The sequence below is a fragment of the Mobilisporobacter senegalensis genome (genome assembly GCF_003752155.1).
In the GTDB taxonomy this organism is placed as follows: domain Bacteria; phylum Bacillota; class Clostridia; order Lachnospirales; family Lachnospiraceae; genus Mobilisporobacter; species Mobilisporobacter senegalensis.
The window spans coordinates 86,474-112,545 of record NZ_RJVG01000003.1 but is presented as its reverse complement, the minus strand read 5'-3'; the positions used below and the strand labels follow the sequence as shown (position 1 = coordinate 112,545).

The following is a 26,072-nucleotide window of genomic DNA, read 5'->3' as shown; positions in this document are numbered from 1 at the left end:
GAGGGACAGCCTATGATGAATATTAAGTACAGGCAGCAAAAAAACTTTTTATTGCATTTTCAATATTATGGATTGTCCTTTTAATTTATATATGTTAATATTTACCAATAAGGTAATGCGTTACCAAAAAGGAGGAATTTTTATGAACATATTCATTCGAAAGCGTATTCCGGCTATAATTTTTGCCGTAATAATTCTGCTTTCCCCTATGGCGGCACCAACAATACCTGCGAATGCCGCATCGAACACACCACTCAAACCGCATCTCAATATAGGTTACTGGCTTGGGGGAAACGGTGGAAGCAACAAAACGCTGGCTCAGGCAAGCCAGGGATGGGATGTTATAAACGTCTCATTTATAGAAACAAGAGGAAACTATTACACACCAAATCTTACAATGGACCTTTCAGCTGTTTATACTGGATCTGAGGCGCAGCAGACAGAAGCTTTTAAAGCCGATATCCAAACTTTGAAAGCACAAGGTAAGAAGATTGTAATATCCTGCGGTGGGCAAAATGGAGTTGTTCACCTTGATAATGCTACTCAACGAGATATCTTCCTTAACGGGGTTAAGGCAATTATTAATGAATACGACTTTGATGGTTTTGATGTTGATTTTGAGGGCAGTTCCATTGCCTGTATGAATACTGACAAAATCGGCAACCTCATCACGCAGCAGTCTATAAATTTGGAATATATCCTGCGTGACCTGAAAACAACTTACGGTCCTGATTTTATAATTTCGGCCGCTCCGGAATACTGCTACGTTCAAGGCGGCGCTATCAGCACGGGTAATTTCGGTGCTTTCCTGCCTGTTCTTGATGCCTGCCGTGATATCCTAACCTATATTCATCCTCAGTATTATAACGGCTATAACGGCGACTTTACATGGCTTCAACCATCGGCAAATGCCGGCCCTCCTTTTACTCAGGTTTATTCTGAAGAAGGCTATATCCGTCTTTCCCAGATGCTTATAACAGGCTTCGTAACTATGGACAAAGGAACCTTTGCAGGATTAAGGCCTGATCAGGTAGCTTTCGGGGTTCCTGCCCGCACCGGTGCGGGCAATGGCGCACAAAACGTCTCGGTTTATGCTTCAGCCCTCAATGCCCTGATTGCCGAATATCCCTCTTACCGTGGAATTATGACTTGGTCTATCGGTTGGGATGAAAGCGGCGGCAACAACTTTGTTAACACAATTGCTCCAATCATAGCGAAAGCAAACGGTCAAACCACTCCGATTACAGATGCACAAACGCCTGTCATCACCATGCAGCCGACAGATAAATCCATAGGTGTAAACGATACGGCAGCTCTGACAGTAGCAGCCACTGTGTCTAAAGGTACACTAAGCTATCAGTGGTACTCGGTTCCCAGCAAGGTTAACACTGGCGGCACCCCTATCAGCGGCGCAATAAATGCGACCTACGAGGCTCCTACTATCATAGCCGGCACAAACTATTACTACTGTGTTGTCACCAACACAGACAACTCGGCTACAGGCAACAAGACTGCAAAAACTACAAGCAAGGCGGTATCTGTTGCAGTTAGTAATAATCCCCTGATTGATGCCCCAGTCCCGAACATCACCAGTCAGCCTTCTGATAAAACGGTCAATGTGGGTACCACCGCAACCCTCTCGGTAGCTGCCAACGTTTCACAAGGTACGCTCAGCTATCAGTGGTATACTGTTTCCAGCAAGGTTAATACCGGCGGCACCCCTATCAGCGGCGCAGTAAACCCATCCTACAATGCTCCTTCAAGTGCAGCCGGCACAAACTATTATTACTGTATTATCACTAATACAGACAACTCAGCTACAGGTAAGAAAACTGCAGCGGCAACGAGCAATGCAGTCTCTGTAACGGTAAACTCACCGTCCGAAGGTGATACATGGAATGCCGATACTGTCTACACTGCCGGACAGACCGTAATATATGAAGGGCAGACCTATCTGTGTAAATGGTGGACAAAGGGAGATATCCCATCTAAGGGTGGTCCTTGGGAGCTTCAGAGCGATTCCAATGAATATGTACCGGGCAAGATCTACTTAGGCGGCGATATTGTTGTATACCAGGGGCAGACATGGCGTGCCAACTGGTGGACCAACACTGTTCCCGGAAGCGATAGTTCCTGGAGTCTGGTATAAGAATTTTTTCGCATAACAAATCATAATGAGGCTGTTGCACTAAGTGATTAGTGCACAGCTAATGGTTATTTTCCGCAGGGATGCAGTGCTGTTTTCCCCTGCTGGTACAACTAACAAATCTAAAATAATAATCAAAAAAATCGGAGATATTCGCAGTTTAAAGCTGTAGAATATCTTCGATTTTTATATTTTTCACCTGGTAATCAGAATGATTATTTCTCCCCCCTATATCCCCCTGGTGAGTAGCATTGCAGCATGAAACTTTTAAGAGTATAAAGAAGAATTAGGGTAATTTTATTACAAAAAATGTCTTACCCAAATTTCTTTTTTCCATATCTAGCTTTTCTAATCAAAAACTCATATGTTTTTTCATCATTATCGAATTCAATAATGGAACCATCAACTATGTTCGCTCTCTCATCTGTAATATAAACAATCCATTTATTTTTGTCCTTTTTGATTCCAACTTGATTTTCTTCTAATTTATTCTCTTGATACCAATTAATTCTTTTTAAGTTTTCATCCTTAATAATCGTCTTTACATCTGATTCTGTCATTTATATCCTCCCTACTTTATTTCCTTCAATAATCCAAGTTTCTCCAAGTATCTCATTTTTTAAATTTCTATCAATTATTTTCCTTCCAGCAAATACTCTTTTATACTATCTTTATCGCTCGAAGCTGTAAAATATCTCCAATTTTGTATTTTTTATCTGGCAATTAAGATAATTGTTTTCCCTTTATACTCCCTAATAAATACCATTGTAACATGAAGTTTTGAGAGTATAAAAAATGAATATAAGATCATTACTTCTTGCCTAATTAGTGTCAGCATAGCTATTTCTTAATCTCTTACCAGCTCTTAAGCGTTTAATAAGATTATCCCATGCTGTTTCCTCATTTTCAAATATTTTCTCTGAGCCCGGTACTTTACTTGCTCTTTCATCCGTAGCATATATCGCCCACATGTTATCTCTGCTTTTAATCACCACCTCATCTTCATTATTTTCCCTATCTTCATTAAGATTGTAATTACTCAGTTTTTCTTCCAAAATTATTTCTATTGCTTCTTCCCTTGTCATGATACCAACCTCCTATTGTATTTCCTAATTTTTCTAATTTATCTATAGTCAGTAAAAATTCATATTAGTTTTTGCAAAAGCATATTCCCCTCAGCTTTAATTAGACGTATAAAACCGGATAATGCTGCTAAAAAGCTATATCCGGTTTCATATTTTTGATTTAAAGTTCTTCTTTCACAATTTTTATTTCTGCATCTCCTTTACTTATCCATTTCTGATATACGCCCTTGTCAATACATTTCATGTCAAGATTGAGCCAATCCCTGTAATCGCCAGTCATTGTAACAATCGATACCTCATCTTCTTTTTCATCAATTACTTCAAATTCATAACCTTGGTATATAGCCTTAACTTTCATATCATAAATTTCTTCTATCTCATCTCTTGTAACATATTTTATAAAAATACATTCTTTCCCAACCTTTTTTTCAGTGAATCCTATACCTAAATCCTTAATATCTTTTGAGTGCAAAACAATAGAACCATCATTCTTAAATCCCGCAGAATACTTTATTCCTTTATATATTGCAAAAGTAGTATTGTTCATTTTTCCTCCTAATTTACTGGTATAAACTTGCTGAAATATGCGTCTTTTAATATAAGTATTTAAGTGTGCAACATCCTCTGCCTTTGTTACATATCCTCCCACTTGTGTGTATGCGCCATCATATATTTTCAATATCGCTTGCTGGAATAACCTTCTGCATTAATGTATCTGAATCAGGCATTGGTATAATATAAACCTCCTAATCTAATCGATGTATATCAGTAAACCAATCACCATCCAACAAAATAGCCTTTATAGAATATTGCGCATCTCCACTGATAGTTCCCTAACTTTCTTGTGGTCCAACAATGCTAATTTCTATTCCTGTTTTTTCACGTCCTTCCTGATTCTTCATCAGCTTTCAACTGAAGTAGTATAGTTTTATTTGCTTATCATATACATTTATCACATTCCTCTTTTAGGTATAATTAAAATAACTCAATACCACATTCTTCCTTACACACCAAATTAAATCTTTTAATCTCATCCCATGCGCTTTTTTTAATAAATCCATTGGGATATTTTATTCCATTCACTATCCCATCACTCTTATAACCTTAATTAAATATATTTTTCTATTATTCTCATTTCATCCGGTGTCATTTTTCCAACTGCATACCATCTTGACTTTTTATAATCAGCTATCCACTCATTTTCTCCACTCAGCACATTGTTCCATTTACTTATTAATCCATTAGAAATTACTATCAAATTATTAATAACTGATGTTTCTGCCCCATCTTCCGATAGCAAATCTTTCCTGTCATCTGTATCATATTTTTCAGCAAAATAGTTATCACAAAGCAGAACAATAAATTCATCCTTGACCTTATATACATACGAAACATTTGCATCAAATCTATCTATAGCAATTATTAAAGCAAAACCTTCGCCAATCATGGCTGTCTTTAATGGAGAAATTTTAATACACGTCATGTTATATTGTTTATTAATTTTCTGCATATATCCGGGAATATTGTCATTAATTTTGGTCCAAATATTTTCCATTATCTCACCTCTCCTATTTCGTCATCATTTTAGTAATAGTATCATAATAGTATCCATTTTTCCTCAGATATGTAAATTCTCTACCAAATCCTGTTAGTTCCATTTTTCCAGTAACCTTATTAATCCGTGTTAAGTTCCCAAATGTAGGTTCTGTAGCTATCTTTATACTATCATTTCTTGCTATTACATTATCTAACCATGGTTTATTGTATTCATTCCAAAATTGTTTTGGTGAAACATACAATTCATCTGGTGTATTAAGCAAATTGAACCCTCCATCTTTTGGTCCAAAATCCAATGATTTCACATTTCCCAATTCATCTAATATAGCTCCCGTATCACTATTATATGTTCCTAATACAGTAGTTGTTTTACCAGGTGTTGTCTCTAATTGTAAACCATTTGACGTTGTATAATTCAATTTTGTTGGTGAACCACCTCCAACTGCCCCCGCCTTGGCACCTGCCTCTGCCACATCATCCGCTGAGCCTGATAATATATTGGCATTTTTAGCTATGTTCCCTGCTTCATCGGTTTTTGAGGCTATTTTGGCAGCATCATCCATCTTATTCAGAGCTTTTAACTTGCCTATTCCCTTGCTGACAAGTATATCTGCTGCAATATTTCCTCCAACGAACCCTATCCCAAATGCGATCCCTTTTTCTTCAACAGCATCAGATCCCTCCTGGGCCATTCCTTCTACTATCAGCACGGGGTCTTTTAAGATAGCTTTCACCGTAGTATCTACCTCTGTAACACAATCTGATGCCCATTTTGGTGTTACTCCAAAAGGTAGTGTGGCTAAATAGACAAGGTCAGCTGCTGTAAAAATTACCAATCCTCCTATTAAATTTATAATTCCTGTTACCAGATCATCTACTGCAGTTAAGGCTCCATCAAGTAAATCATAAATTGCTTTTCCGGCTCCCTCTACAAAATCCCATATCTTTTCACCACGGCTTGAATATTTATCATACAGTTCCGAAGCCTTGCTCGCATAATGATCATCTGCATTCTCAAATTCGATGATTTTGTTCTTATATATTCTCTCTAACTCATCCAGTTCATCCTGTATGTGTTCATAGGCTCTGCAGAACTTCTCCCGGTATTCTTCCATTTCGTTATAATTATGTCTTAACCTTCTATTCTCTCTGTCTCTCTCTTCCTCATCGAGATAGAATGGTGCCGATGTTGTGCTATATTGCCGGCATTTTAGAAATGCCAGATTATCACAGGAAGCTTTTATACTGGATACCGAGAACAGATTCCACCATATATCGTTTCTGTCTACTCTCATCATGGCTGATGGATTCACGGCTTTTATGTAATAACTGGTAGCTTCGATATATCCTTTAAATATATCATATAAATCTTTAACTTCTTCCTCGCAAGTATTAAGTTCATCATTAATGATGCTATTTTTATCGATTAGTTCATTTATGGTCTTGCCGGAATTCATCTGTATATAACCATCAAACTTTTTCATGGAAGCTTTGATCTCTTCTAATGCCGTCTTAAATGAATTCAAAGAATTACATATGATTTCAATTTCATTATAACAAATTTGTATATCTCTTTTCAACTTTTCCCCTCCTTTTTCTGTTATTATTTTCCTCCTTAATCCATAAGGAAAATACTGTCCAATTCATATAATAATTGATTGCAATAGGTTATTATATTATTGATATGTTCTTCCATCTCATTCTTCGCATCAGCATTTTCAAAATCCATCTGTCTGAAATTTTTATTTACACCTGCTATCGTTTTCTCTATTGATTCCCTGTATAAACTTATATATCTTCTTGATGTTCCATGGGTATATCCAGCCATATGATCACTCCTCATCCTTATTTATTACATCTGCTATTGTAGTGTCTGTACCATGAAAGGTTTTGACTGTTGTTTCAACATAGTTAACATAGGTATCCAGTTTATTCATTAATGCAGGTGCTTTTGTATCTGTCATATTGGAAAGTACTTTCTCTATCTTTGATATAAAATCTGAGTTCATATTTTCAATATCTGTTATTATTTTCTTTAGATAAGTTTCATTATAGGGTCTGATCTGTTCAATACTATTTTTTAATATTATCAGCTGTTCCTCCAGGTCTTCTGTTTTTATGACTATCGTATCCTCTGATGTATTTCCCAATTTTATTACCTCCCATTCCCCATAAATGCTTCGACCTTCTCCTTATGTACAAAACCACAGGAGATCATATTTTTCTCCAGAATATATTCCCGTTTCATCTGGCTGACGTAGGCTACCTCCTGTATATCCTCAAATCCTCTATATATTACTGCTTCTATTAATCCCGGAGTAAAATAGAGTACTTCACCCCGTCCCAGCATACCTGTCGGGTAGACAACTCCTGCATAAGGGAAGTAGATATCTGCTCCGTCTTTACTTAAAAAGCGATGTGTAATAATCATCCTTACTTTTTCTGCTTTACTTTTTAATATCTCATTTGTAAAATATTCTTTTTTCAGATCTACAACACTTCCTAATGGCAAAATATCTTCCATGATCAGAATAAGGGAAATTATAAATTCTTTCATATCCGTTTTATTTAATTCAATCTGTTGTTGATTATTAACTGATAGGAAACAGTTGTCATTCTGCTTTTTAAATTTCATGCCCTTTTTTTGATCATGCAATACCACATCTCCTACTTCCAGCCCTCCAAGGATCTCATATAAAAAGTTTAAGTCCCTTTGGTAATACCAGCCAAAATTGACTGCTGTACTTTTAGTAATGCTATTGGAAAAATACCCTAAACTGCCAACTTTATCTTTCCACATCAGCATATTCATATCATTCTTATTCATTTCTACCATATCTGTTTACCCCTCTTTCCTTATTAATCAAAATACATATATTACACCAGAGAAACCTTTGATATTGTGTAATATTTTTACATAATTATTTTGCACCTAATTAATCTGTTAAAGTCAAGGACTTTTTTATGTAATAATATAAATTTTTGATCCGTCTTAAGTCAATATACTATTCTTCTTTTATTAACCGACCTATTTTACCCAAAATAAAGCATTCTTCATGACCCTGACATAAAAAAAGCCAGTAGATTTTTAAATCTACTGGTTCATTGATTAAAATAATTTACACTGTCAGATGTTGAAGCCTTTAACTTTCAAATCTTATTAAGTCTCTCCATATATCAATTTCTTTAGCTGCTATCTCTATGGATTCTGAGCCGTGGACAGCATTTTTTTGGATTGTTTCTCCGAACATATATCGTATTGACCCTGGTTTTGCTTTTAAAGGATTCGTAGAGCCATTAATCTCTCTGACAATGTTTACTACATTTTCACCTTCCAGTATCAATACCATTACTTCGGAAGAAGACATGAAATCAATCAGACTATCATAAAATTCTTTTCCTTTATGAGCATCGTAATGCTTTTCTAACACTTCTTTTGTTGGCAAAACTCTGTGGGCATGAATAATATCTAAGCGATTATCCTCATAAATGGAAATAATTTTACCTACTAACTTCTTAATTACAGCTTCTGGCTTAATAATAACAAGAGTTCTTTCCATATCGTTTCTTCACCTTTCAATTTATAATAGAATTATTAACTATTACCCTTATCTTGATACATCAGTTCTTGTCCAAAACATTAAAACATCTTTCAATTATACAATGGTATAACAAATATCTTTATTAGTTATACCATTGTGTTTTTATGGATTATCAGCTATTTCATTATATCATAAATAGTATCCTATATAGGATTTCTTGTGGTCTATTTCAATTCAGAAATAAACTTTTTAATAACATTCATATCTATTTTTCTGTCTAATAAGGGTTCTCCTTCACATAATACCTTATTCTTCTCATGATATGTCTGCTTCTCTTCCTGATAGATAACCCCAATTGGAATTTTATCATCAAATTCCATGGCTCTTTCAATTGCCATTATTTTATTGGTTGGATCGTAATCATCTTCAATATGATATACACGATTTTTGTAATAAGTAAATGTATTTACTTTATTAAAGCTGATACATGGTTGCAGAATATCAACAATAGCATATCCTTTATGTAGAATTGCCTGTTTCATAATCCGTACAAGGTGTTCCCTGTCACCGCTAAAGGCTCTTGCCACAAACCCTGCTCCGGCTGCAATTGCCATAAGTACCGGATTAAGAGGTGTATTGATATTACCGGTAGTCTGGACCTCTGTCACCTGACCTTCTCCTGAGGTAGGGGATGCCTGCCCCTTGGTCAGTCCATAGATCTGGTTATCATGGACAAAATGAGTGATATCCACATTTCTGCGAATATTATGTATAAAATGATTTCCCCCTTCACCATAAGAATCCCCATCGCCAGTATTTACAATTACAGTAAGTTTCTCATTTGCGATCTTAGCCGCTACAGCAGCCGGCAATGACCTTCCATGGAGTCCGCAAAAACTATTGGCACTTATATATTGGGGTGTTTTCGCAGCCTGACCGATACCTGCCACCATCAGCACTTCGTATGGGTCTTTTTCTAATTCTTCAAGGGCGGTCTTTAGACAATCCAGAATGCTAAAGTTTCCACACCCCGGACACCAGGCTGTTTCATATTTTTGAAAATTATTATTAGTCATTCATATCACCTCCCAGAAGTTCTTTTACGATTTCTTCTCCGGAGATCTGTCTTCCATCATATTTAAGTATGCTGTGGGAACATTGGATTCCGGTCTCCTCCCGGATTAAGCCTGCTAATTGACCAGTTGCATTCTGTTCCACATTAATGACCTTTTTAGCAGATGACGCCATTTTTTCCAACAGTTTTTTGGGAAGTGGATATATATCTCCAAAGACTAATGCACCATATTTTCCTTCTTCTTTTTGGTTTAAAACCCTAATTGCTTCTGCAATTGGTCCATAAGTTGAACCCCAGCCAACTATTAAGACTTCACAAGATTCCCCGCCTATAAAATCAGGTTCTAATAATTCTTCTTCTAATTTAATCAGCTTCTTCATTCGCTTATCCATCATATCCACGCGCATTTTAGCTGATTCAGTGATCCAGCCTCTTTCATCATGTTCGTCACTATCTGCCGCCACAAAATTCTTTGTCTTACCAGGAATGAGTCTGGGTGATATGCCATCTTCTGTGAATCTGTAGCGCAAATAATTAGCATAATCCTCCTCTGATACCTTTGGTTCATCCATCGTTATGGATTCCAGATCAAATGGCTCCACACTTGCTGTAGAATCACCAAGATACTGGTCACTTAGTATGATGACAGGTATCTGATATTTCTCTGCAATAGAAAAGGCCCTGATTGTTTGATAAAATGCATCTTTATGATTTCTTAATGCAATTACCATTCTTGGAAATTCTCCTTGTGCTGCCGATATTACGAACTTCAGATCACTTTGTTCTGTTCTGGTAGGTAATCCGGTCGCTGGTCCGGGGCGTTGTACATCTACCACTACTAAAGGAATCTCTGCAATACCAGCTAACCCTAATGCTTCAACTTTTAGGCAAAATCCGCCCCCAGACGTTCCTGTCATTGCACGTGCCCCTGCAAAGGAAGCACCTATTGCCATATTGATGGCTGCGATTTCATCTTCTGCCTGTTCCACTACCAACTGGGCATCAACGCTTTTTGAAGCCAAATATTCCATAATCGTTGTAGAGGGTGACATAGGATAGGCTGAATAAAATTTAAGACCAGCTGCAATCGCTCCCAGTGCTAATGATTTACTGCCTGATAACATGATCCAATTGCTGAAATTTCCATCAATATGTTTAAACCTTTCATCCACGCTGCCAAACCCTAGATTGATTGCTTCTATATTTATTTCTAAATATGGCTGTTTTACAGAAGATTTCATTACCTCTTCCACATGATCCAGATTTTCTCCAAATAATTTTAGAACAGCTCCAATTGCAATGCTGCCTGCGACACGTATATTGCCAAGTTCCTGTGCCATTTTATCCATATCCAGTTTAATCGCTTTTGGTTCATCGGTTAATATTTTATTATCGCAAAGAATAAAACCGTTCTCATTTAATTTATCTTTATGTAATATAATTGTTTCACCATTCAATGCAATAATTCCATCAAAATGATCAATGTGGGATGTAATGATTTCATCACCGAATCGAATGACTGAAAAATTATGACCTCCACGTACCCGGGACATAAAATCTCTTGTAGTGTATACGAAATAACCTGATTTCTTAAGTAATTTCTCTAAAATACCTACTGCTGTATCGATACCTTGACCTGCCGCTCCTCCAATCAAAATATTGTACATTTAATTCCCCCTTTTTATATAATATTATTTGTATTGTATTACTCTATTTTATTATTATAATCTGATTAAGTTTTTTTTACAACCAATTAATCAGATTATTTTACCATTAAATACACTATTTTCCTAAATATCTTTATTAACTTTCTATTTTCCAACAATTTTTTGGACAAACATCGAATATTTTAAAACAATTTTATTTTTCATGGCAAATAAGTTAACAGCTCCATACTTGGATTTATAGACATTTATAAACTATGTCTATACGAGCCTTTCTTATGACGGAATTATGGTATAACATTGCAATCAATATGTTATACTGTTGTATTTACTGCTTCTTACTATAAAATTAAAGCATATTAAATAGCTCCAATGAGTTAATAATATGCTTTATAAAGTATGAATATTATATTTTATACTGATTCCTCAGTCAATTCTTCTAAAGATCCTTAAGTTCCATTTACAACAGTATAATAATAACATTTAATTGTTATACTGTTGTAAATTTCTTATATGAATCAAGCTTAATGAATCACATTTCCTCTGGACACTCAATTCCAAGTAACCCCATTGTATCTTTAATTATCTTTTGTGTTAAATCAACAAGTATTAAACGGGATTCTCTCAATTCAACCTCTGCATTCATAACGTTACATTCGTGATAGAATTTATTAAACGCCGAGGATAAATTAATAATATATCTTGAAATAATTGATGGTTCATACCGTTTTGCTGCTTCAATTATCTTTTCTGGATATGATGCAATATTCTTAATAAGATTATAACTGACATTATCCGATAATAGCTTCTTTACCATTCATTCATTGAAAAGCTTTTTCTGTAAATTCTACACTTTCTGCCAATACTTCTACAGACTCTAAAGTAAAATATTCTTTATTCAGAAAGATACAATAGGCCCCTTTGCCCTTTTCTCTTGCAAAATATATCTCATACATTGTACTGGTCTGTTTCTCTTTAGGAATTGGTTTACCGGCTTCTTCTGCCTCTGCTATCTCTGCTGCAGTATATAGATCATGGTTTACTTCCATAATAACAGCCTGTTCTTTTAAATTTCAATGCTTGAAAAAAAGTACTCTGTAATAAAAAACATAGTATTATAATAATTAGCATGATGCCAAAACGTTTCATACGCAAAACTCTTTCATTATTTCATCATTTCTTTCAATTCTTCTGTATTTTCTTTTAATTCAGTAATAATTAATACAGTATCCAATCGATTAAAATTTACTGCCGGCGTTAAATAACCTGACTTTGTCATATTATTAGCATCTACAGTGATATCACTGATGTATCCTATTAGAATACCCTGTAAATATTTATCACTAATGTTAGAAGTTACAATCTCATAACCATCCTTAACGTCTGCATCTTTTGAAATATGGCTTACCTGAATTAAGCCACTGTCTATTAATTTCAGACTGCCTGTTACGATACAAGTATCCGAAGTCTTTAAGAACATTCCACTTACATTACTACTATCATCTATAATAGAACGTACTCTGGAATAGTTTTTTCCTGCTTCCGTTATGATACCCACAAGTCCGTTTCCTGCAAGTACATTCATATCAACAGCCAGTCCATCTTCCGTTCCCTTATCAATTAAAAATGTATTATACCAGTTATTCGTCTCTTTGCTGATAACTCTTGCTGCTACTTTAGGATAACTTGCATATTTTTGATCTAACTGATATAAATTTCGAAGATTTTCAAGTTCATATTTATCTTGCTGCAATATTTTATTCTCATAGGAAATTGTACTTAGCTCTTTATCTATAAACTCCATTAACTCCCTGATCTTATCAGCAGATTTGCCATAACTTTTTATATCATCAATTCCCATTACCTGAAGATTCTGCTGATTCCAATATACCGTGTACCTTGTCATTGACTCATCTCTGGTATAAGGATAACTCCATTGAATTTCATCTGCATTATCAATTAAAGCAAGGAGCAGTGTTGCATATCCCGACATCTCTATGTCAAAAGTATCTATATCTGTTACTTCTTCCTGAAAATTGAGTCTTAGAATATATGGTTTTTCTGAAGTTTCCATTTCAATGGTGAAATTCCCAAGTCTTTCTGAAACTCCTAAAATATTTAATATTTTTCCATTTGCCGATACATTGCCTATATACGGATTTCTATAAGCATATAACTGGTTAATATAATCTGGATTTTCATTAGATACTACTGTCCGTGCAGATTTATCTGGTTCATAAGGATTTGCTGCACAGGCAACCACAACAAGCATGCAAACAGAACCAATGATCAAGGAAACCCAGAGTCTGGGCTTTTTAAAATCCAGTATATTTTTTATTCTTTCTTTTACATTGATTTCACCAAAAGCAAGGGGATTTGAATCCGGAAATCTCCGGTTTACTGCAAAAGATAATAATGATTGACTATAATCACCCTTTACAGATATACCTATATCATTTAAAACTTTTTCATCACAACTCATTTCCATATCCTTATTCATACAATAATACGAAATCCAGACAAGGGGATTGAACCAATATATGGATAGTATAAGGAATGAAAATGGTTTTATGATGTGGTCCATCCGTTTTATATGATACTGTTCATGCATCAGGATATAGCTGATTTCATTCTCACATAAATGGAATGGAATATATATCTTAGGTCTTATGACTCCTAGAACAAACGGGGTTGGTATATTATCACATTCATATATATTTTCTTTTAAAATAACTGCGGTGGATATACGTTTTTTTAGTTTTATATAGGATATTGTGCTATAAATAAGTAATATTGCTATTCCGGCGATCCAGACCAGTGTTGCCCCGTAAATTAACATCTCTATAGGATTGACATTTACAGTTGGTACTGTCAGTAAATCGCTGTTTATGACTTCATTTTGAGATGCTGCTCCTGTTATTGTTTTAGGTACTTCCATCATATCCATCTGATTCGATATATAATTTATCGTCTCACCATTGTTTCCCATCGTTTTTCTTAATTGTAGATTCAGATTAAAGATACTGAAAATCGAAGAAAAAGAAACTGGACATACCAGACGGAATCCCACAACACTCCATAATAGATAAGAAAATTTTTTAGGAGCTCTCCTTATCATGATACGAATCAGCAATATTGCAAGAATAATATAACTTGCTGTGATACTCATATAAAATATTTTAAAAAATAAAGATTGCAAAAAATCCATATTACTCCTCCTTATGGAGATCAATCAACCGTTTTATCTCCTGGGCTTCTTTATGGGATATTCTTTTTCCACCTAAGAATGCTGCAACAAATTGAGGCAGAGAACCTTCAAAAGTACGCTCCACAAAATAATCTGTCTCTATCGCCTGAACCTCTTCTTTTGGAATTAATATGGTTACAATTGCATTTTCATTTTTAATATAGCCTTTTTCGCTGAGTTTTTTAATGGTTGTATAGGTGGTTGATTTTTTCCACCCAAGTTTTTCTTTACACAGCTCTACCAGGCTGCCGGAACCAATAGGAGCATTCTCCCAAACAATAAGCATAAAACGATATTCACTGTCACATAATTTTAGATTTTCCATCTGTCATCCTCCCAAAAACAGGTCTATAGTTATCGACCTGTTTTTAGTCTATAACTATAGACCTGTTTTGTCAAGGACTATATTATGGATTTTTTATTTACATATTAAGTGTTGTTCTATCTGATTTATACCACATTTCATAAATACCGCTTATATTTTCAAATGCATCGGAAATTAATTGTTTATTTTCATTCCGTATATCATCTGTATAGCGTAAAGAGCCTTCTACATCTGTATATTTTCCTTGTATGATCCTATGAGCAATGGTAGTTATCACATCATACAAAATATAATACACAACATCTTTTAAATCATTTGAGCGAAATTCGTAAATACATTTACCCCGCTCATATGTATATAATCTTGCGGAATGTGTATATGTTTCAATATGTGGTTCCATATCAAAATGAGTTGTATTATCAAATATTTTTGATATCAGGTAAGCGTGACCATTCTCATAATAAATATTGGTCTTTTTTAACTGTATCTCTGCTTCCCTAATGACAGATTCTGCAAAACTGTCCTGAGCCTTCTGAATTTTCTCTCCATAATATATCCCAAGGCACCCCCAACCCATCTGTTTCCCCTGTCTAAGGGCATCTTCTTTTGTTATTTCCTTAATAATTGGTCTCCCGTATAAACAGAAACCAACATAATAATACTTTCCGCACTTATCACAATAATATACAGTCTCTATCGTATAATGATTACCTTTGTCTATCCAATAATTAATTTCCTTCGGCATGCAATTTGCAGCATACAGTTTCAAATAACCTGAATCAACAAAACTTTGAATTAATTCTAAATCTATTTCCTTTTTGTCGACCAAATCCTGCATACCTTTGCAGGCAGCAAACGAATTCATCACTTATTTCATCTCCCCTTCTATTAATTTTATAATTCTAAAAGTTATTACCATTTCTTCAATCTTTACACCAGGAACCCTTCCAGGTACTGAAGTACCTGATTTGACATACCTAATTGTTTCGAATATTCAAATAAGAGTTTTAAATTTCTATCTTTACTTACTGCATATTTCTTTAATGCAATATAAAACATATCTTTATCCATTTTGTTTCGATTCTTTATAATATCACATATGGTACGTTCACTATCATAAACCTGAATATCTCTTCCATATTTCGTTTTCCCATTTATAATGCCAATTGGGTATAGTTCCTGTTTCACTGTAGAAACGTCAATTCCCGACTTTCTAAGGCGATTTGTTGCATAGCCCCTGGGTACCGTCACTGAATAGATAGGAGGTTCTATATCCGTCAATTTGTGGATATACAATGCTGTTTCATTGGAAAATACTATTTGGGGAGAGCGAATTCCAATGCAGTACATTTGATCAATAAATGTATCTGGAGCCAGGTATACTCCCTGTGCCTTACGGGTCAGAATCCCCTCTTGAATAAAATTAGGTATGTATTGTCTTGGTATCCCTGCACCTTCAATATCTTTGGTCCTCACTATACCATTATGATTTTGCAATAATTCTATTATTATATTTTCGTAATCCATATATTCACTCCTCGAACTAATGTATAACAATTTTATTATTATGTTATACACTTGTAAATGGTATGTTAATCAGGTTATAGGCTTTTTACTATGTGATAATTCCAGTTTCATAACATGATAACATAAGTAATCACCATATTGGGTCAGGATCTTATGATAATCAATCGGTATATAGCCTCTTTTAATATACATTTCATAAGCAGGTAACGAGGCATCCAATATAATGTCATTATATTCTTTTAATATAATGGCTTCTAATTTATCCATCATTTTTGTTCCATAGCCTTTTCCTTGATATTCTGGAAGAATAAATAAACGATTTATTTCATTTTCTTTTATACCACCGGTTCCCACATATGAATTCTCTGATCGTAATAGATATACTTCTTGCCTGTCAATTGCATCCATAATATTTTTATCGGAATGATGAGCCAGGAAAAATTCAACTGCTCCCTTTGGATAATACTTAGGATAAATGCTGCTGATCGTCTTAATAACAATTTCTTTTATTATATTAAATTGATCCCTTGTTGCAACAAATAATTCAGTTTTCATCTATTTACCTCCTTATGGCAGGTTAAAGTTTACCCCAAAATACTAATAATTTCTTGTAAATACAAATTATTTGTTACATTGTACCATAATATCCTATTATTTCACATAATGTTTTCATGTTTAAAAGAAACTTTTTACTTATTTAGACACAAAAAAGATCCTTTAGAGTGTTTTACTTAGTTTCTTTCCTCTAAAAGATCTTATCCCATTACAATTATTTAATATTTTCCTTCTTATTCTCTTCTATATGTTTCAGTAATGCCTCGCACCCTTCCACAACATCATCATATGTACGGTCAAAATCACCTGTGTACCAGGGATCTGCAATATCTCTTGGGCTGTTTGTAATATCTAAAAATCTAAAAATCTTATTTTGGGGATCAGAATTTAGGATCCTCTTCATATTTATAATATTTCTTTGATCCATTCCAATAAGATAATCATATTTTTCATAATCTTTCTTGCTTAATTGTATGGCATATTTGCCATCCACTCCTATTCCATACTGCTTCAATTTATTTCTGGTTCCATGATGGACAGGATTACCGATTTCTTCTGTACTGGTAGCCGCAGAAGCTATATGGAATGCATCCCCAAGACCTCTTTTCTTAACCATATCCCTAAATACGAATTCTGCCATTGGCGAACGGCATATGTTCCCGTGACAGACAAATAATACATTTATCATACATATCTCCTACTGTTCTTTTTGATGATCCAATAATCTTGTAAAGTAAAACTAAAGACTAAATAATCTTTACGATTGTACCCACTGAAACAAGATTACTTATTTCAAGTATATCATTATTATACATACGGATGCAACCATTTGAAACACTTTTGCCTATAGAACTGGGATTATTCGTCCCGCGAATACCATAGTCTCCATTTGGAGCACTTAATCCTAACCATCTGACACCAAACGGTCCACCAGGATTTATAGCTTTATTAATAATTTTAAATATTCCTTTGGGGGTGGGGGTGGAAGGTTTTCCAACTGCAATCGGGTAATACTTTTTTATTTTACCATTCTCAAATAATATAAGAGTATGTCTATTCACATTTATGGTTATACTGTATTTATTTACCTGCGTATACTTGTTTGCCTGAGTATATTGGGAATGATTAAAAATATTACCTGCGTAATCATAAAAACCATCATAATAATTATTGTGTTCACTAAATAACATATCAATGCTCCAATTTTGTTTCGATATATTATTATATTAATATTTTACATAACCGTACTTATTTACATCTATTTATAATTCAATTTCACCGTAACAATTTCTGGCCGGTTAAATACTCTTACCGGAATAATGCTGTTTCCCAATCCTCTGCTTACTATCATACTGGTATCATTCATAACATATACTCCACTTGTATATTTTGGTAAAAGTCCTTGATTAGGTGCAACCAAGCCTCCTATGAAAGGCAGCCTTATCTGCCCACCATGAGCATGACCGGAAAAAACCAGGTCGACATTATTCATGCTATAATTGGACAAATACTCGGGTTGATGAGCTAAAAGGATATTTAGACTGTCCCCATTTAATGAATCCATCAAATTCTTTAAAGTATCATCGTATAGAGAATTATCATCAAGTCCGATAATATGGATCGTATCTCCATTCATATTCTGAATCTCCTGTACTTGATTATTTAATATTATAACACCCGCTCTTTTCATCTGTTCCTTTAACACAAGATACTCATTGGTCCATAATTCATGATTCCCGGTGACAAAATAGACTGGGGCAATATCAACTGCACCTTTTATGAAATTCATAGCTTTCTCAACATTCGTACGTTTACTATCTATTAGATCCCCTGTTATCACTATAATATCAGGGGATTGTTCTTTCACGCATTTTAACAGACGTCGTTGCCCGGCACCAAATTCTTTATTGTGCAAATCAGAAATTTGAACAATCACAAAGCCATTATAGGACTTTGCTATTTTCGTATTATTAAATTGGTATTTGGAGACTACGATATCATTATTCTGCCAAAAGCAAAAGATGATAAGCAGGACTACTATAATAATCAATATTGTTAATCTTCTTTTCATTTTACTCATTAATACAATCCACCATTTTCTTAAGTCTTCCTTTTGACCAGGGATGCAATCACTCTCCCCTCTGATCTTGATCAGTGTCTCTTCCCTAAGTCTTTATATTTTATATATCATTATACCATATCCACTAAATTCGAAAACACCTCATTAAGTGGATAGGTACATATTCTCACTAAGCTCGAAAATACCTTGCTAAGTGTTTATATTATACCATAATTTGTATATTATCTATGATCTATTTATAATATATTACATTTTTATTACAAAGTTCTTTGCTCTATCTATTAATCCGGATTTCTTGATAAAATCCTTCTAATCCTCTAAATGAAAGGCTTTTTCTCTTTTTGCAGGGGTTACCTTACAGGCCGATTACCAAACATATTTTTACATTAATAGTCAAATAATCCTAAAATGTTAACAATTTATTATATACTTTAACATTTATGTAAGATAGAATAAGGTCACAGGCAAGGCATACAACTTAAACAGCCAACCATAAGGAGGTACTTATGAAAAGATTAAATAAAGCAGGAGTTCTGGCATTTGGAGTTCTCTTATCAGTAACCTTTAGTACAATATCTGCATCCGCTGCAGATTATACAATACAAAAGAACGATTCTTTATATAAGATTGGCCGCTTATTTGACACGCCTGTAAAAACAATTAAGTCAAATAATAATCTTAAATCGAATACAGTTTATCCTGGTCAGGTAATAGATGTAAAAGCCAAAACCCACAAGGTGAAAAAAGGGGATACATTATTCCTGATCGCAAAGAAGCACAAAATTAGTATAGGTGCTCTAAGGAAAGCAAATAATAAATGGAACAATGAAATAGAACCAGGTCAAAAGCTACTGTTGCCTGCCAAAAATAAAGCACCAAAAGTAAAAAAAGCGGCGGCAAAAACAACGAAAGCTTCAACAAAGGCAAAGAAAACAGCCACAAAATCTGTAATACCATATACACAAAAGCAATTCGACCTATTAGCCAGACTGATCACGGCAGAAGCTTCCGGACAACCTTACGATGCAATGGTAGGGGTAGGTGCCGTCGTAGTAAACAGAGTTCAGAGTAAAGAATGGCCTGGAAATATAACAAAAGTCATTAACCATGTTCCTGCCGGATATTATCAATTTACTCCAGTCCTAAATGGAACAATTAAAAACCCAGCCACTGATATTGCTAAAAAAGCGGCAAAAGCTGCCCTAAATGGATCTGATCCTACAAAAGGCGCCATGTTCTACTTCGATGATAGTGCTACCAATGAATGGTTATGGTCAAAACCACTGGCAATAAAAATTGGCAACATGGTATTCGTATATTAAAGAAATAAAATATATAATAGAATGAACTACTATATATCAAAAACAGGTTGTGGAAAGTCTGCACAACCTGTTTTTTGTATCTGAAATTTTCTTTTCATTATACTATTAAATATCGTTATTTCTTAGATTTAACTCATTCTTTCTCATGAATGATCATTAAATCAGGATCATGATGTTTACTCATTGCATGTGATGCTTTTCGATTCTCAACAGAATCAAATATAATTGAGAAATCATAATTTTCCGGATACAAATCTTTGGCAGCAGCTATTAATTGTAATCTCTTATGATTTACATAGATTTTTTTCTTTTGAATCTGAACACCTACATTTCCATTGGCGTCTGCCTTCTGAAAAACAATACCTGACTTCTTGGCCGGATACACCATTACACTATCCCCCATCTGGAATTTATCCGACCTTTTACCTTCTTTTGGTTTGTGCTCCATTTTTTGAATCTGAAGGATATTCTTAGTATTAATTGGGCTGCTGGTAGTAGCACTATTTCCTTGGCTGCTATCCTCTTCAAAATCGTATTTAGGATAAGTTGCTTCGTATGCTCTCCTTAGCATAGTTTCTGACATTCCTAAACGTTTGGCTATATATAAAGCACAGCTTTCCCCTGCTTCCCCCAGTTCTAATTGATACAAAGGTTTTAAACTTTGCTTGTCAAATGCCATTCTTGCATTTATGATACGATCCGTTTTTTCTGCAAATTCTTTCACTTCCGGGTAATGAGTAGTGGCTATGAAGTTACAATTACGAAGCTTTAATTCTTCCAAGATTGCAATTGCAATTCCTTTTCCTTCGGCCGGATCTGTTCCGGAGCCTAATTCATCCATCAATACTAAAGAATCCCTATCAACCGTCTTCATGATCTCAATAACATTTTTAATATGAGCAGAGAAAGTAGATAGATTCTCCGAAATGCTCTGACCGTCACCAATGTCACATAGAACCTGAGAATTCATAGAAATATCAGCATCATCACAAGGGATATGAAGACCGCACTGGGTCATAACAGAAAATAATCCCACTGTTTTTAAAGCCACTGTTTTACCTCCGGTATTGGGACCCGTAATAACAATTCCTTGAACATCATCACCAAACTCAATGTTTAATGGAATACAAATTTCCTTTAAGATAAGGGGGTGTTTCCCATTAACAATTCTTATCTTCCGATTGGTATTAATAGAGGGCTCCCTTCCTTCCATCTGGGCACTTAATTTCCCTTTTGCGAAAATATAATCCAACTCTTCGATATAATCAAGATTTAACAATATATCGCTGCTAAAATCACTGATACAGGCAGACAGCATATATAATATCTTGCGTTCTTCATTACTCTCTATAATCGTTAGTTCATTTAATTCCTCTTTGATTTTAGCCACGGTGCCTGGTTCAATAAAGTAGGTTGCTCCTGAGGATGATACATCAATGACACTGCCGCTTACCTGATGTTTATACTCTTTCTTAACCGGCAGAGTAAAATGTCCGTTACGATTTGACACAAAGCTCTCTGAAAAATACTCTTTCTTGCTTTTTAACATATTCTCTAATTTTAATCGAATATTAGTCGATTGAGTCCCAATTTTCTTGCGGATTTCTTTTAATTCTTTAGATGCATAATCATCTATTCTGCCATTTCGTATACATCGTTCGATCTCATCTTTAATTAATTCTAAGTCCATCATACCTTTACCATATTCTGATATGGTAAGATTCCCTTCTTCCCATTTATTAAGGTAACGTATAATTCGATTGCATCCGGTAGCAAACTGCTTTACATTTTCTAATTCATCTATGGATAAAAGTTCTCCTCTATTTGCACTCATGACACATTCTCTGATATTATTCACTTTTGATAAGGGTGGTGCCCCTTGGGCATCAAGCAATAATCTTGCTTCACTGGTATCTTTCATTTTCCCACGAAGTTCGCTCTCATTCATAATTGGTACTAATTCATCAAATTTATCTTTTGCCTTCATTGTCACTGTATATTCTTTCAGTTGTTCTTTTATCTTTTTAAATTCTAACATTTCATTAATATAATCCATTTTTATACCTCTTTCACAATACATCTTTATATTTCATCGTTTTATATTTTTACTGGATATTTAAATCTAATAAAAGATTGCAATTCATATTTAATCGCCAGATATAAAAATCCACGAAAGTTTCAGCCATAATTTATGCTAAATTACTTCCGTGGACCTATTCATTGGAATCAAAGGCTTTCAGATAAAATTCCATAATAAATCAAAGTCTATAAGCTTCCTCTATAAGTCAGAAATAATTGAACTTCATCCAAAATGATAATAAAAAAAGTATGACCAAAACAGTCATACTTTCTAAATAGTCCATCATAATACAATAATATAAGACCTATAGTCGAAACGTAATAAAGCAATCTGTAAGGCAGAAACAAGCGGGCATTTAAAATATAAATGACCATAAAAGGGTAGACCTATAGCATGAAAAATCTTTCCCTTTTACAACTATTTAGTTGCAATCTCCATTACAGATACACTTAACATACATTTACCTCATTTCACTTTTTATTCTTTCATTATACATGACAGAATCAAATTGTCAACCTATTAATGTTTCTGCTCACTTATAATCCTCTCTAATTCCAGAATTTCACTTACAGTCAATCTTTGATTTTTGAGATACTCTGTGAGAAATTTATTTAAAGAACCATTATAATACCTTGTTATCAATGCGTTTGTTTCCGTATTTTGAATTGTTCGTTTAGATATGGCTGCTTTACATAAAAAACCTGGATTTTCTCTTTTTATCGCACCTTTATCTATCAAACGTTTAATGACCGTATATGTTGTATTTTTCTCCCAACCAATATATTCTTTAATGATTTTCGCAATATCTTTTGCAGCCAGTACTTTATTAGACCATAAGAGTTCCATAATATTAAGTTCGCCCTCGTGAATATGAATTTCATTCATTTTTGTTCCACCTCATAAATATAATTAGCCAAGACTACAGCTGTAGAATGTATAAATCTATATAATAAAGCGAAAAATCGCATAATTTTTATCAAGCAAAAAGAATAGTCTACCATTGTAGATTACTCTCTCGAATCAATTCTACATTAATAGAAAGGGATTGTCAATACATATTTTTCCATTTGTTTTCATCAGAATATTATTATATATTTTCATTAATGCAAAAGACTGCATAAAGTGGTACATATTTTATATTATTTTTCAAATCAAAATTATTGGTAGATATTTTAATACTTTTCTGAATATCATATGTATTCTTAATTATACTTAAACTTTTAGAACGGGTATTATTATCAGTACTCACTTCTATTGGCATTACATTTAGACAATCTTTTATTATAAAATCAATTTTCGCCTGGGCATTAGATTCCCAAAAGTAAATTTCTCTATGACCTGAAATTAAATTTTGTGCTATATAATTTTCAATCAATCCTTTTCTTGCCTCCAATTGATCTGTCTTTATGGAACCTTTTTTTATCATAGATAATTGCAGACCTACATCACACAGATATAATTTAAACTGATCAGAATCAATTTTTTGGACTTTGATGGTCATATTGGAAGCATTCATAAAGTCAATCCCATCCATATACAGATTTTTTGTAGCGCCTTTACGAATTAATTTGTATTGGAATTTTTTATTCTTTTTAGATATCTGCATATCCATGGTGGCGAATATATTTTTTACTTTAATATGTAAATTTTCATTCATAAGATTTTCTGCATCGGAATAAAAGCCTTCTAAAATGGAGTTATGCTGTTCTGATATATTAATAAAAGCTTCTGTGTTAATATACTCATTAATTGCCCGCGGCATACCACCAACTATCAAATATTGTTCAAAAATATCAAGGAGTTCTTTATGGACAATATCTGGAATTTTCTTATTGCTTATATAATGTTCCCTGATTATATCTGAATACCATTCATATCCTGTCGCCCATAAATATTCTTCAAAGTCAAATGGATATAAAATTAACTGCTCCACACATTTTTTTAATTCCTGCCCATATTCTATATATTCTAATGGTTTGCTGCTTGTAGCGATTATATTAACTGGTACTTTACGATCTTTTAATTGAACAATAAATTGAATTGCATGGTCGCAAATTCCAATTTCATCAAGAATTAATATGGTAGTATCTTTACTAACTGGTTTCTGAAAATATTCTGATATATTATCAAGAATTCCATCTGGATCTTTTTCATGAAATAAAGCTGCTAATTTACTATCACGTTCAAAATTAATATAGATTATATCTTTAAAAAAACTTTTTCCAAAATCAAAAGAAAGGTATGTCTTTCCTACCCCTCTGGAACCCGTAATAAGAACAGGTTTTAATCTGCTATCCTTCCCTTTATCTTTCCATTCAATTAATTTATCAATTAATTTTCTTTTCATTCCAATCTACAACTCCATATGATTCACTAGTTTTATTTGATCACTACTGGCTGTAACACGTTCACTTTATTTTCTAAGTTTAGATATCAGTCCTGTAAAATACTCAGGAAGTGGTGCTTCAAATTCAATATATTCTTTCGTAGTTGGATGGATAAATCCCAATACTCTCGCATGCAACGCCTGTCCCTCCAGTTTAAAAGGATCCTTCGCCACACCATAAACATCATCACCTAGTAATGGATGATGAATACTTGCCATATGCACGCGAATCTGGTGAGTACGGCCGGTCTCAAGGGTACATTCAATATATGCATATTTAGAACTGAAATTTTCAAGTACTTTATAATGAGTAACTGCTCTCTTACCTCCATGTGTAGTAATCGCCATCTTTTTACGGTCAATAGGATGTCTGGCAATAGAAGCCTCCACAGTTCCCTCCTCTTCTTTAAAAGAGTTATATACTAATGCATTATATCGCCTCGTAATGGAATGTTCTTTTAACTGCTCAGCTATAAAGGCATGAGCTTTATCATTTTTACATACAACAATTAAACCTGTTGTATTCATATCAATTCGATGTACGATACCAGGTCTTAAAACACCGTTTATCCCGGATAATTCTTCCTTGCAATGATATAGAAGAGCATTTACTATGGTTCCTGAATAATGTCCTGCCGCCGGGTGGACGACCATACCTTTTGCTTTATTAATTATAATAATATCCATATCTTCATAAACAATATCTAACGGTATATTTTCAGGTTCAATTTTCATTTCTGTAGGTTCAGGAACAGTAATAACCACCATATCTCCTGTAGTTACCTTATAACTGGCTTTTACAGGTACTGAATTTACAATGACTGATTCCTCTTTCATTAGTTTTTGAATATAGGAACGGGATAAATCAATATCCTGTATGGATAAGAACTTATCGATTCTAAGTCCATTATTCTCTTCCCCGACCAATATATCAATAATCTGATCACTCATGTTTATCAACCTTTTTTAAGTTTAAGAATTCCAGGTCTTCTTCTTTATAATGAAACAAGAATAATATTATAAGTAAAACAGCCGATATTGAAACATAACAATCAGCCACATTAAAAATTGGGAAATCAATCAGCTTAAAATATAAGAAATCTACAACATATCTGTTAACTACACGATCAATACAATTACCAATGGCCCCTGCAATAATAAATATTAATATATATCTTAAAGGAGTAAAATGTTTCTCATATGGTATCCTTGAATATAAGTATAAGATCATAAGTATTGTGATAATTGTAATAATTACAAATAATAGTATCTGGTCCTGTAGCATTCCAAATGCTGCGCCCGTATTCTCAAGATAATGTAATTCAAATACACCTTTTATAATAGCAATTGAGTCCTGATTCTCAAGATTTGTCTTTGCAAGAAATTTTGTATATTGATCTATAATCACTAAAACAATAACCCAGATTAAAGCAAGAAATTTTTTCATAAATCGTCCTCCAAAGCCAAATAAAATCAAGCTG

The 26,072-nt window shown here is 34.0% G+C and carries 28 protein-coding genes; 2 read left to right on the top strand and 26 right to left on the bottom strand.

Going from position 1 to position 26,072, the window contains the following annotated elements:
- The first annotated feature begins 142 nt into the window (after positions 1–142).
- Positions 143–2,149 (top strand): carbohydrate-binding protein, encoded by a 2,007-nt coding sequence (locus EDD66_RS05885; protein WP_170164263.1) that lies wholly within the window; start codon positions 143–145, stop codon positions 2,147–2,149.
- Positions 2,150–2,460: 311 nt separating this feature from the next.
- Here EDD66_RS05885 and EDD66_RS05880 read toward each other — a convergent pair whose 3' ends face one another.
- The 21 genes from EDD66_RS05880 to EDD66_RS05780 all read right to left on the bottom strand — a co-directional run bounded on the left by EDD66_RS05880 (position 2,461) and on the right by EDD66_RS05780 (position 18,803).
- Positions 2,461–2,706 (bottom strand): Imm59 family immunity protein, encoded by a 246-nt coding sequence (locus EDD66_RS05880; RefSeq protein WP_123608639.1) that lies wholly within the window; start codon positions 2,704–2,706, stop codon positions 2,461–2,463.
- Positions 2,707–2,967: 261 nt separating this feature from the next.
- Entirely contained in the window at positions 2,968–3,231 is a 264-nt protein-coding gene (locus tag EDD66_RS05875; RefSeq protein ID WP_123608638.1) for a hypothetical protein, read from the bottom strand.
- 160 nt (positions 3,232–3,391) lie between these two features.
- Complete coding sequence (locus EDD66_RS05870) at positions 3,392–3,910, bottom strand: hypothetical protein (RefSeq protein WP_123608637.1); 519 nt, start codon at positions 3,908–3,910, stop codon at positions 3,392–3,394.
- Positions 3,911–4,339: 429 nt separating this feature from the next.
- Positions 4,340–4,786 carry a hypothetical protein gene (locus tag EDD66_RS05865; protein WP_123608636.1) on the bottom strand — a complete coding sequence of 149 codons (447 nt, stop codon included), beginning with the start codon at positions 4,784–4,786 and terminating at the stop codon, positions 4,340–4,342.
- Positions 4,787–4,799: 13 nt separating this feature from the next.
- Positions 4,800–6,368, bottom strand: coding sequence for a hypothetical protein (locus tag EDD66_RS18580; protein WP_207667756.1), 1,569 nt, complete (start codon positions 6,366–6,368; stop codon positions 4,800–4,802).
- A 35-nt stretch (positions 6,369–6,403) separates the two neighbouring features.
- Positions 6,404–6,616, bottom strand: coding sequence for a hypothetical protein (locus EDD66_RS05855; protein ID WP_123608635.1), 213 nt, complete (start codon positions 6,614–6,616; stop codon positions 6,404–6,406).
- 4 nt (positions 6,617–6,620) lie between these two features.
- Complete coding sequence (locus EDD66_RS05850; protein WP_123608634.1) at positions 6,621–6,938, bottom strand: hypothetical protein; 318 nt, start codon at positions 6,936–6,938, stop codon at positions 6,621–6,623.
- A 5-nt stretch (positions 6,939–6,943) separates the two neighbouring features.
- On the bottom strand, positions 6,944–7,624 hold the full coding sequence (locus EDD66_RS05845; RefSeq protein WP_123608633.1) for a DUF4176 domain-containing protein: 681 nt from the start codon (positions 7,622–7,624) through the stop codon (positions 6,944–6,946).
- A 307-nt stretch (positions 7,625–7,931) separates the two neighbouring features.
- Positions 7,932–8,348, bottom strand: coding sequence for a nucleoside-diphosphate kinase (locus EDD66_RS05840; RefSeq protein ID WP_123608632.1), 417 nt, complete (start codon positions 8,346–8,348; stop codon positions 7,932–7,934).
- A 206-nt stretch (positions 8,349–8,554) separates the two neighbouring features.
- Entirely contained in the window at positions 8,555–9,406 is an 852-nt protein-coding gene (locus tag EDD66_RS05835; RefSeq protein ID WP_123608631.1) for a 2-oxoacid:ferredoxin oxidoreductase subunit beta, read from the bottom strand.
- Positions 9,399–11,072: a 2-oxoacid:acceptor oxidoreductase subunit alpha gene (locus EDD66_RS05830; RefSeq protein WP_123608630.1), complete on the bottom strand. Its 1,674-nt coding sequence runs from the start codon at positions 11,070–11,072 to the stop codon at positions 9,399–9,401. The genes EDD66_RS05835 and EDD66_RS05830 overlap by 8 nt, the downstream gene beginning before the upstream one ends.
- Before the next feature lie 529 nt (positions 11,073–11,601).
- Positions 11,602–11,886 (bottom strand): DALR anticodon-binding domain-containing protein, encoded by a 285-nt coding sequence (locus EDD66_RS05825; RefSeq protein ID WP_123608629.1) that lies wholly within the window; start codon positions 11,884–11,886, stop codon positions 11,602–11,604.
- Positions 11,887–11,890: 4 nt separating this feature from the next.
- The gene (locus EDD66_RS05820) at positions 11,891–12,118 is read right to left on the bottom strand and encodes a hypothetical protein (RefSeq protein ID WP_123608628.1); all 228 of its coding nucleotides are present in this window, start codon (positions 12,116–12,118) and stop codon (positions 11,891–11,893) included.
- Positions 12,119–12,234: 116 nt separating this feature from the next.
- Complete coding sequence (gene mreC, locus EDD66_RS05815; protein WP_123608627.1) at positions 12,235–14,277, bottom strand: rod shape-determining protein MreC; 2,043 nt, start codon at positions 14,275–14,277, stop codon at positions 12,235–12,237.
- A gap of 1 nt (position 14,278) precedes the next feature.
- A complete protein-coding gene (locus tag EDD66_RS05810) occupies positions 14,279–14,641 on the bottom strand; it encodes a BlaI/MecI/CopY family transcriptional regulator (RefSeq protein WP_123608626.1) in 363 nt (120 codons plus the stop codon).
- 97 nt (positions 14,642–14,738) lie between these two features.
- Entirely contained in the window at positions 14,739–15,509 is a 771-nt protein-coding gene (locus tag EDD66_RS05805) for an Imm63 family immunity protein (RefSeq protein ID WP_123608625.1), read from the bottom strand.
- Between the two features lie 62 nt (positions 15,510–15,571).
- A complete protein-coding gene (locus EDD66_RS05800; protein ID WP_123608624.1) occupies positions 15,572–16,168 on the bottom strand; it encodes a type IV toxin-antitoxin system AbiEi family antitoxin domain-containing protein in 597 nt (198 codons plus the stop codon).
- A gap of 69 nt (positions 16,169–16,237) precedes the next feature.
- A complete protein-coding gene (locus tag EDD66_RS05795) occupies positions 16,238–16,723 on the bottom strand; it encodes a GNAT family N-acetyltransferase (RefSeq protein ID WP_123608623.1) in 486 nt (161 codons plus the stop codon).
- A 214-nt stretch (positions 16,724–16,937) separates the two neighbouring features.
- Positions 16,938–17,411 (bottom strand): low molecular weight protein-tyrosine-phosphatase, encoded by a 474-nt coding sequence (locus EDD66_RS05790; RefSeq protein ID WP_123608622.1) that lies wholly within the window; start codon positions 17,409–17,411, stop codon positions 16,938–16,940.
- Between the two features lie 58 nt (positions 17,412–17,469).
- Complete coding sequence (locus EDD66_RS05785; protein WP_123608621.1) at positions 17,470–17,913, bottom strand: L,D-transpeptidase; 444 nt, start codon at positions 17,911–17,913, stop codon at positions 17,470–17,472.
- 68 nt (positions 17,914–17,981) lie between these two features.
- Complete coding sequence (locus EDD66_RS05780) at positions 17,982–18,803, bottom strand: metallophosphoesterase (RefSeq protein ID WP_243115311.1); 822 nt, start codon at positions 18,801–18,803, stop codon at positions 17,982–17,984.
- 506 nt (positions 18,804–19,309) lie between these two features.
- Here EDD66_RS05780 and EDD66_RS05775 point away from each other — a divergent pair.
- The gene (locus EDD66_RS05775) at positions 19,310–20,125 is read left to right on the top strand and encodes a LysM peptidoglycan-binding domain-containing protein (RefSeq protein ID WP_123608620.1); all 816 of its coding nucleotides are present in this window, start codon (positions 19,310–19,312) and stop codon (positions 20,123–20,125) included.
- Between the two features lie 133 nt (positions 20,126–20,258).
- Here EDD66_RS05775 and EDD66_RS05770 read toward each other — a convergent pair whose 3' ends face one another.
- The 5 genes from EDD66_RS05770 to lspA form a co-directional block, all read right to left on the bottom strand.
- On the bottom strand, positions 20,259–22,181 hold the full coding sequence (locus tag EDD66_RS05770) for an endonuclease MutS2 (protein ID WP_123608619.1): 1,923 nt from the start codon (positions 22,179–22,181) through the stop codon (positions 20,259–20,261).
- A 543-nt stretch (positions 22,182–22,724) separates the two neighbouring features.
- Positions 22,725–23,090: a BlaI/MecI/CopY family transcriptional regulator gene (locus EDD66_RS05765; RefSeq protein ID WP_243115310.1), complete on the bottom strand. Its 366-nt coding sequence runs from the start codon at positions 23,088–23,090 to the stop codon at positions 22,725–22,727.
- Positions 23,091–23,292: 202 nt separating this feature from the next.
- Positions 23,293–24,552, bottom strand: coding sequence for an ATP-binding protein (locus EDD66_RS05760; RefSeq protein ID WP_123608618.1), 1,260 nt, complete (start codon positions 24,550–24,552; stop codon positions 23,293–23,295).
- Between the two features lie 66 nt (positions 24,553–24,618).
- Positions 24,619–25,542 carry an RluA family pseudouridine synthase gene (locus EDD66_RS05755; protein ID WP_123608617.1) on the bottom strand — a complete coding sequence of 308 codons (924 nt, stop codon included), beginning with the start codon at positions 25,540–25,542 and terminating at the stop codon, positions 24,619–24,621.
- A complete protein-coding gene (gene lspA / locus EDD66_RS05750; protein ID WP_123608616.1) occupies positions 25,535–26,038 on the bottom strand; it encodes a signal peptidase II in 504 nt (167 codons plus the stop codon). Before lspA ends, EDD66_RS05755 begins: the two co-directional genes overlap by 8 nt.
- Positions 26,039–26,072 lie beyond the last annotated feature (34 nt).

Excerpts from the sequence above, each read along its gene's own strand:
- EDD66_RS05885 (WP_170164263.1), top strand. The coding sequence starts at position 143 with ATGAACATATTCATTCGAAAGCGTATTCCGGCTATAATTTTTGCCGTA.
- EDD66_RS05880 (WP_123608639.1), bottom strand. The coding sequence starts at position 2,706 with ATGACAGAATCAGATGTAAAGACGATTATTAAGGATGAAAACTTAAAA.
- EDD66_RS05875 (WP_123608638.1), bottom strand. The coding sequence starts at position 3,231 with ATGACAAGGGAAGAAGCAATAGAAATAATTTTGGAAGAAAAACTGAGT.
- EDD66_RS05865 (WP_123608636.1), bottom strand. The coding sequence starts at position 4,786 with ATGGAAAATATTTGGACCAAAATTAATGACAATATTCCCGGATATATG.
- EDD66_RS05855 (WP_123608635.1), bottom strand. The coding sequence starts at position 6,616 with ATGGCTGGATATACCCATGGAACATCAAGAAGATATATAAGTTTATAC.
- EDD66_RS05845 (WP_123608633.1), bottom strand. The coding sequence starts at position 7,624 with ATGGTAGAAATGAATAAGAATGATATGAATATGCTGATGTGGAAAGAT.
- EDD66_RS05840 (WP_123608632.1), bottom strand. The coding sequence starts at position 8,348 with ATGGAAAGAACTCTTGTTATTATTAAGCCAGAAGCTGTAATTAAGAAG.
- EDD66_RS05835 (WP_123608631.1), bottom strand. The coding sequence starts at position 9,406 with ATGACTAATAATAATTTTCAAAAATATGAAACAGCCTGGTGTCCGGGG.
- EDD66_RS05830 (WP_123608630.1), bottom strand. The coding sequence starts at position 11,072 with ATGTACAATATTTTGATTGGAGGAGCGGCAGGTCAAGGTATCGATACA.
- EDD66_RS05825 (WP_123608629.1), bottom strand. The coding sequence starts at position 11,886 with ATGGTAAAGAAGCTATTATCGGATAATGTCAGTTATAATCTTATTAAG.
- EDD66_RS05820 (WP_123608628.1), bottom strand. The coding sequence starts at position 12,118 with ATGGAAGTAAACCATGATCTATATACTGCAGCAGAGATAGCAGAGGCA.
- mreC (WP_123608627.1), bottom strand. The coding sequence starts at position 14,277 with ATGGATTTTTTGCAATCTTTATTTTTTAAAATATTTTATATGAGTATC.
- EDD66_RS05810 (WP_123608626.1), bottom strand. The coding sequence starts at position 14,641 with ATGGAAAATCTAAAATTATGTGACAGTGAATATCGTTTTATGCTTATT.
- EDD66_RS05800 (WP_123608624.1), bottom strand. The coding sequence starts at position 16,168 with ATGGATTACGAAAATATAATAATAGAATTATTGCAAAATCATAATGGT.
- EDD66_RS05795 (WP_123608623.1), bottom strand. The coding sequence starts at position 16,723 with ATGAAAACTGAATTATTTGTTGCAACAAGGGATCAATTTAATATAATA.
- EDD66_RS05790 (WP_123608622.1), bottom strand. The coding sequence starts at position 17,411 with ATGATAAATGTATTATTTGTCTGTCACGGGAACATATGCCGTTCGCCA.
- EDD66_RS05785 (WP_123608621.1), bottom strand. The coding sequence starts at position 17,913 with ATGTTATTTAGTGAACACAATAATTATTATGATGGTTTTTATGATTAC.
- EDD66_RS05780 (WP_243115311.1), bottom strand. The coding sequence starts at position 18,803 with ATGAGTAAAATGAAAAGAAGATTAACAATATTGATTATTATAGTAGTC.
- EDD66_RS05775 (WP_123608620.1), top strand. The coding sequence starts at position 19,310 with ATGAAAAGATTAAATAAAGCAGGAGTTCTGGCATTTGGAGTTCTCTTA.
- EDD66_RS05770 (WP_123608619.1), bottom strand. The coding sequence starts at position 22,181 with ATGGATTATATTAATGAAATGTTAGAATTTAAAAAGATAAAAGAACAA.
- EDD66_RS05765 (WP_243115310.1), bottom strand. The coding sequence starts at position 23,090 with ATGAATGAAATTCATATTCACGAGGGCGAACTTAATATTATGGAACTC.
- EDD66_RS05760 (WP_123608618.1), bottom strand. The coding sequence starts at position 24,552 with ATGAAAAGAAAATTAATTGATAAATTAATTGAATGGAAAGATAAAGGG.
- EDD66_RS05755 (WP_123608617.1), bottom strand. The coding sequence starts at position 25,542 with ATGAGTGATCAGATTATTGATATATTGGTCGGGGAAGAGAATAATGGA.
- lspA (WP_123608616.1), bottom strand. The coding sequence starts at position 26,038 with ATGAAAAAATTTCTTGCTTTAATCTGGGTTATTGTTTTAGTGATTATA.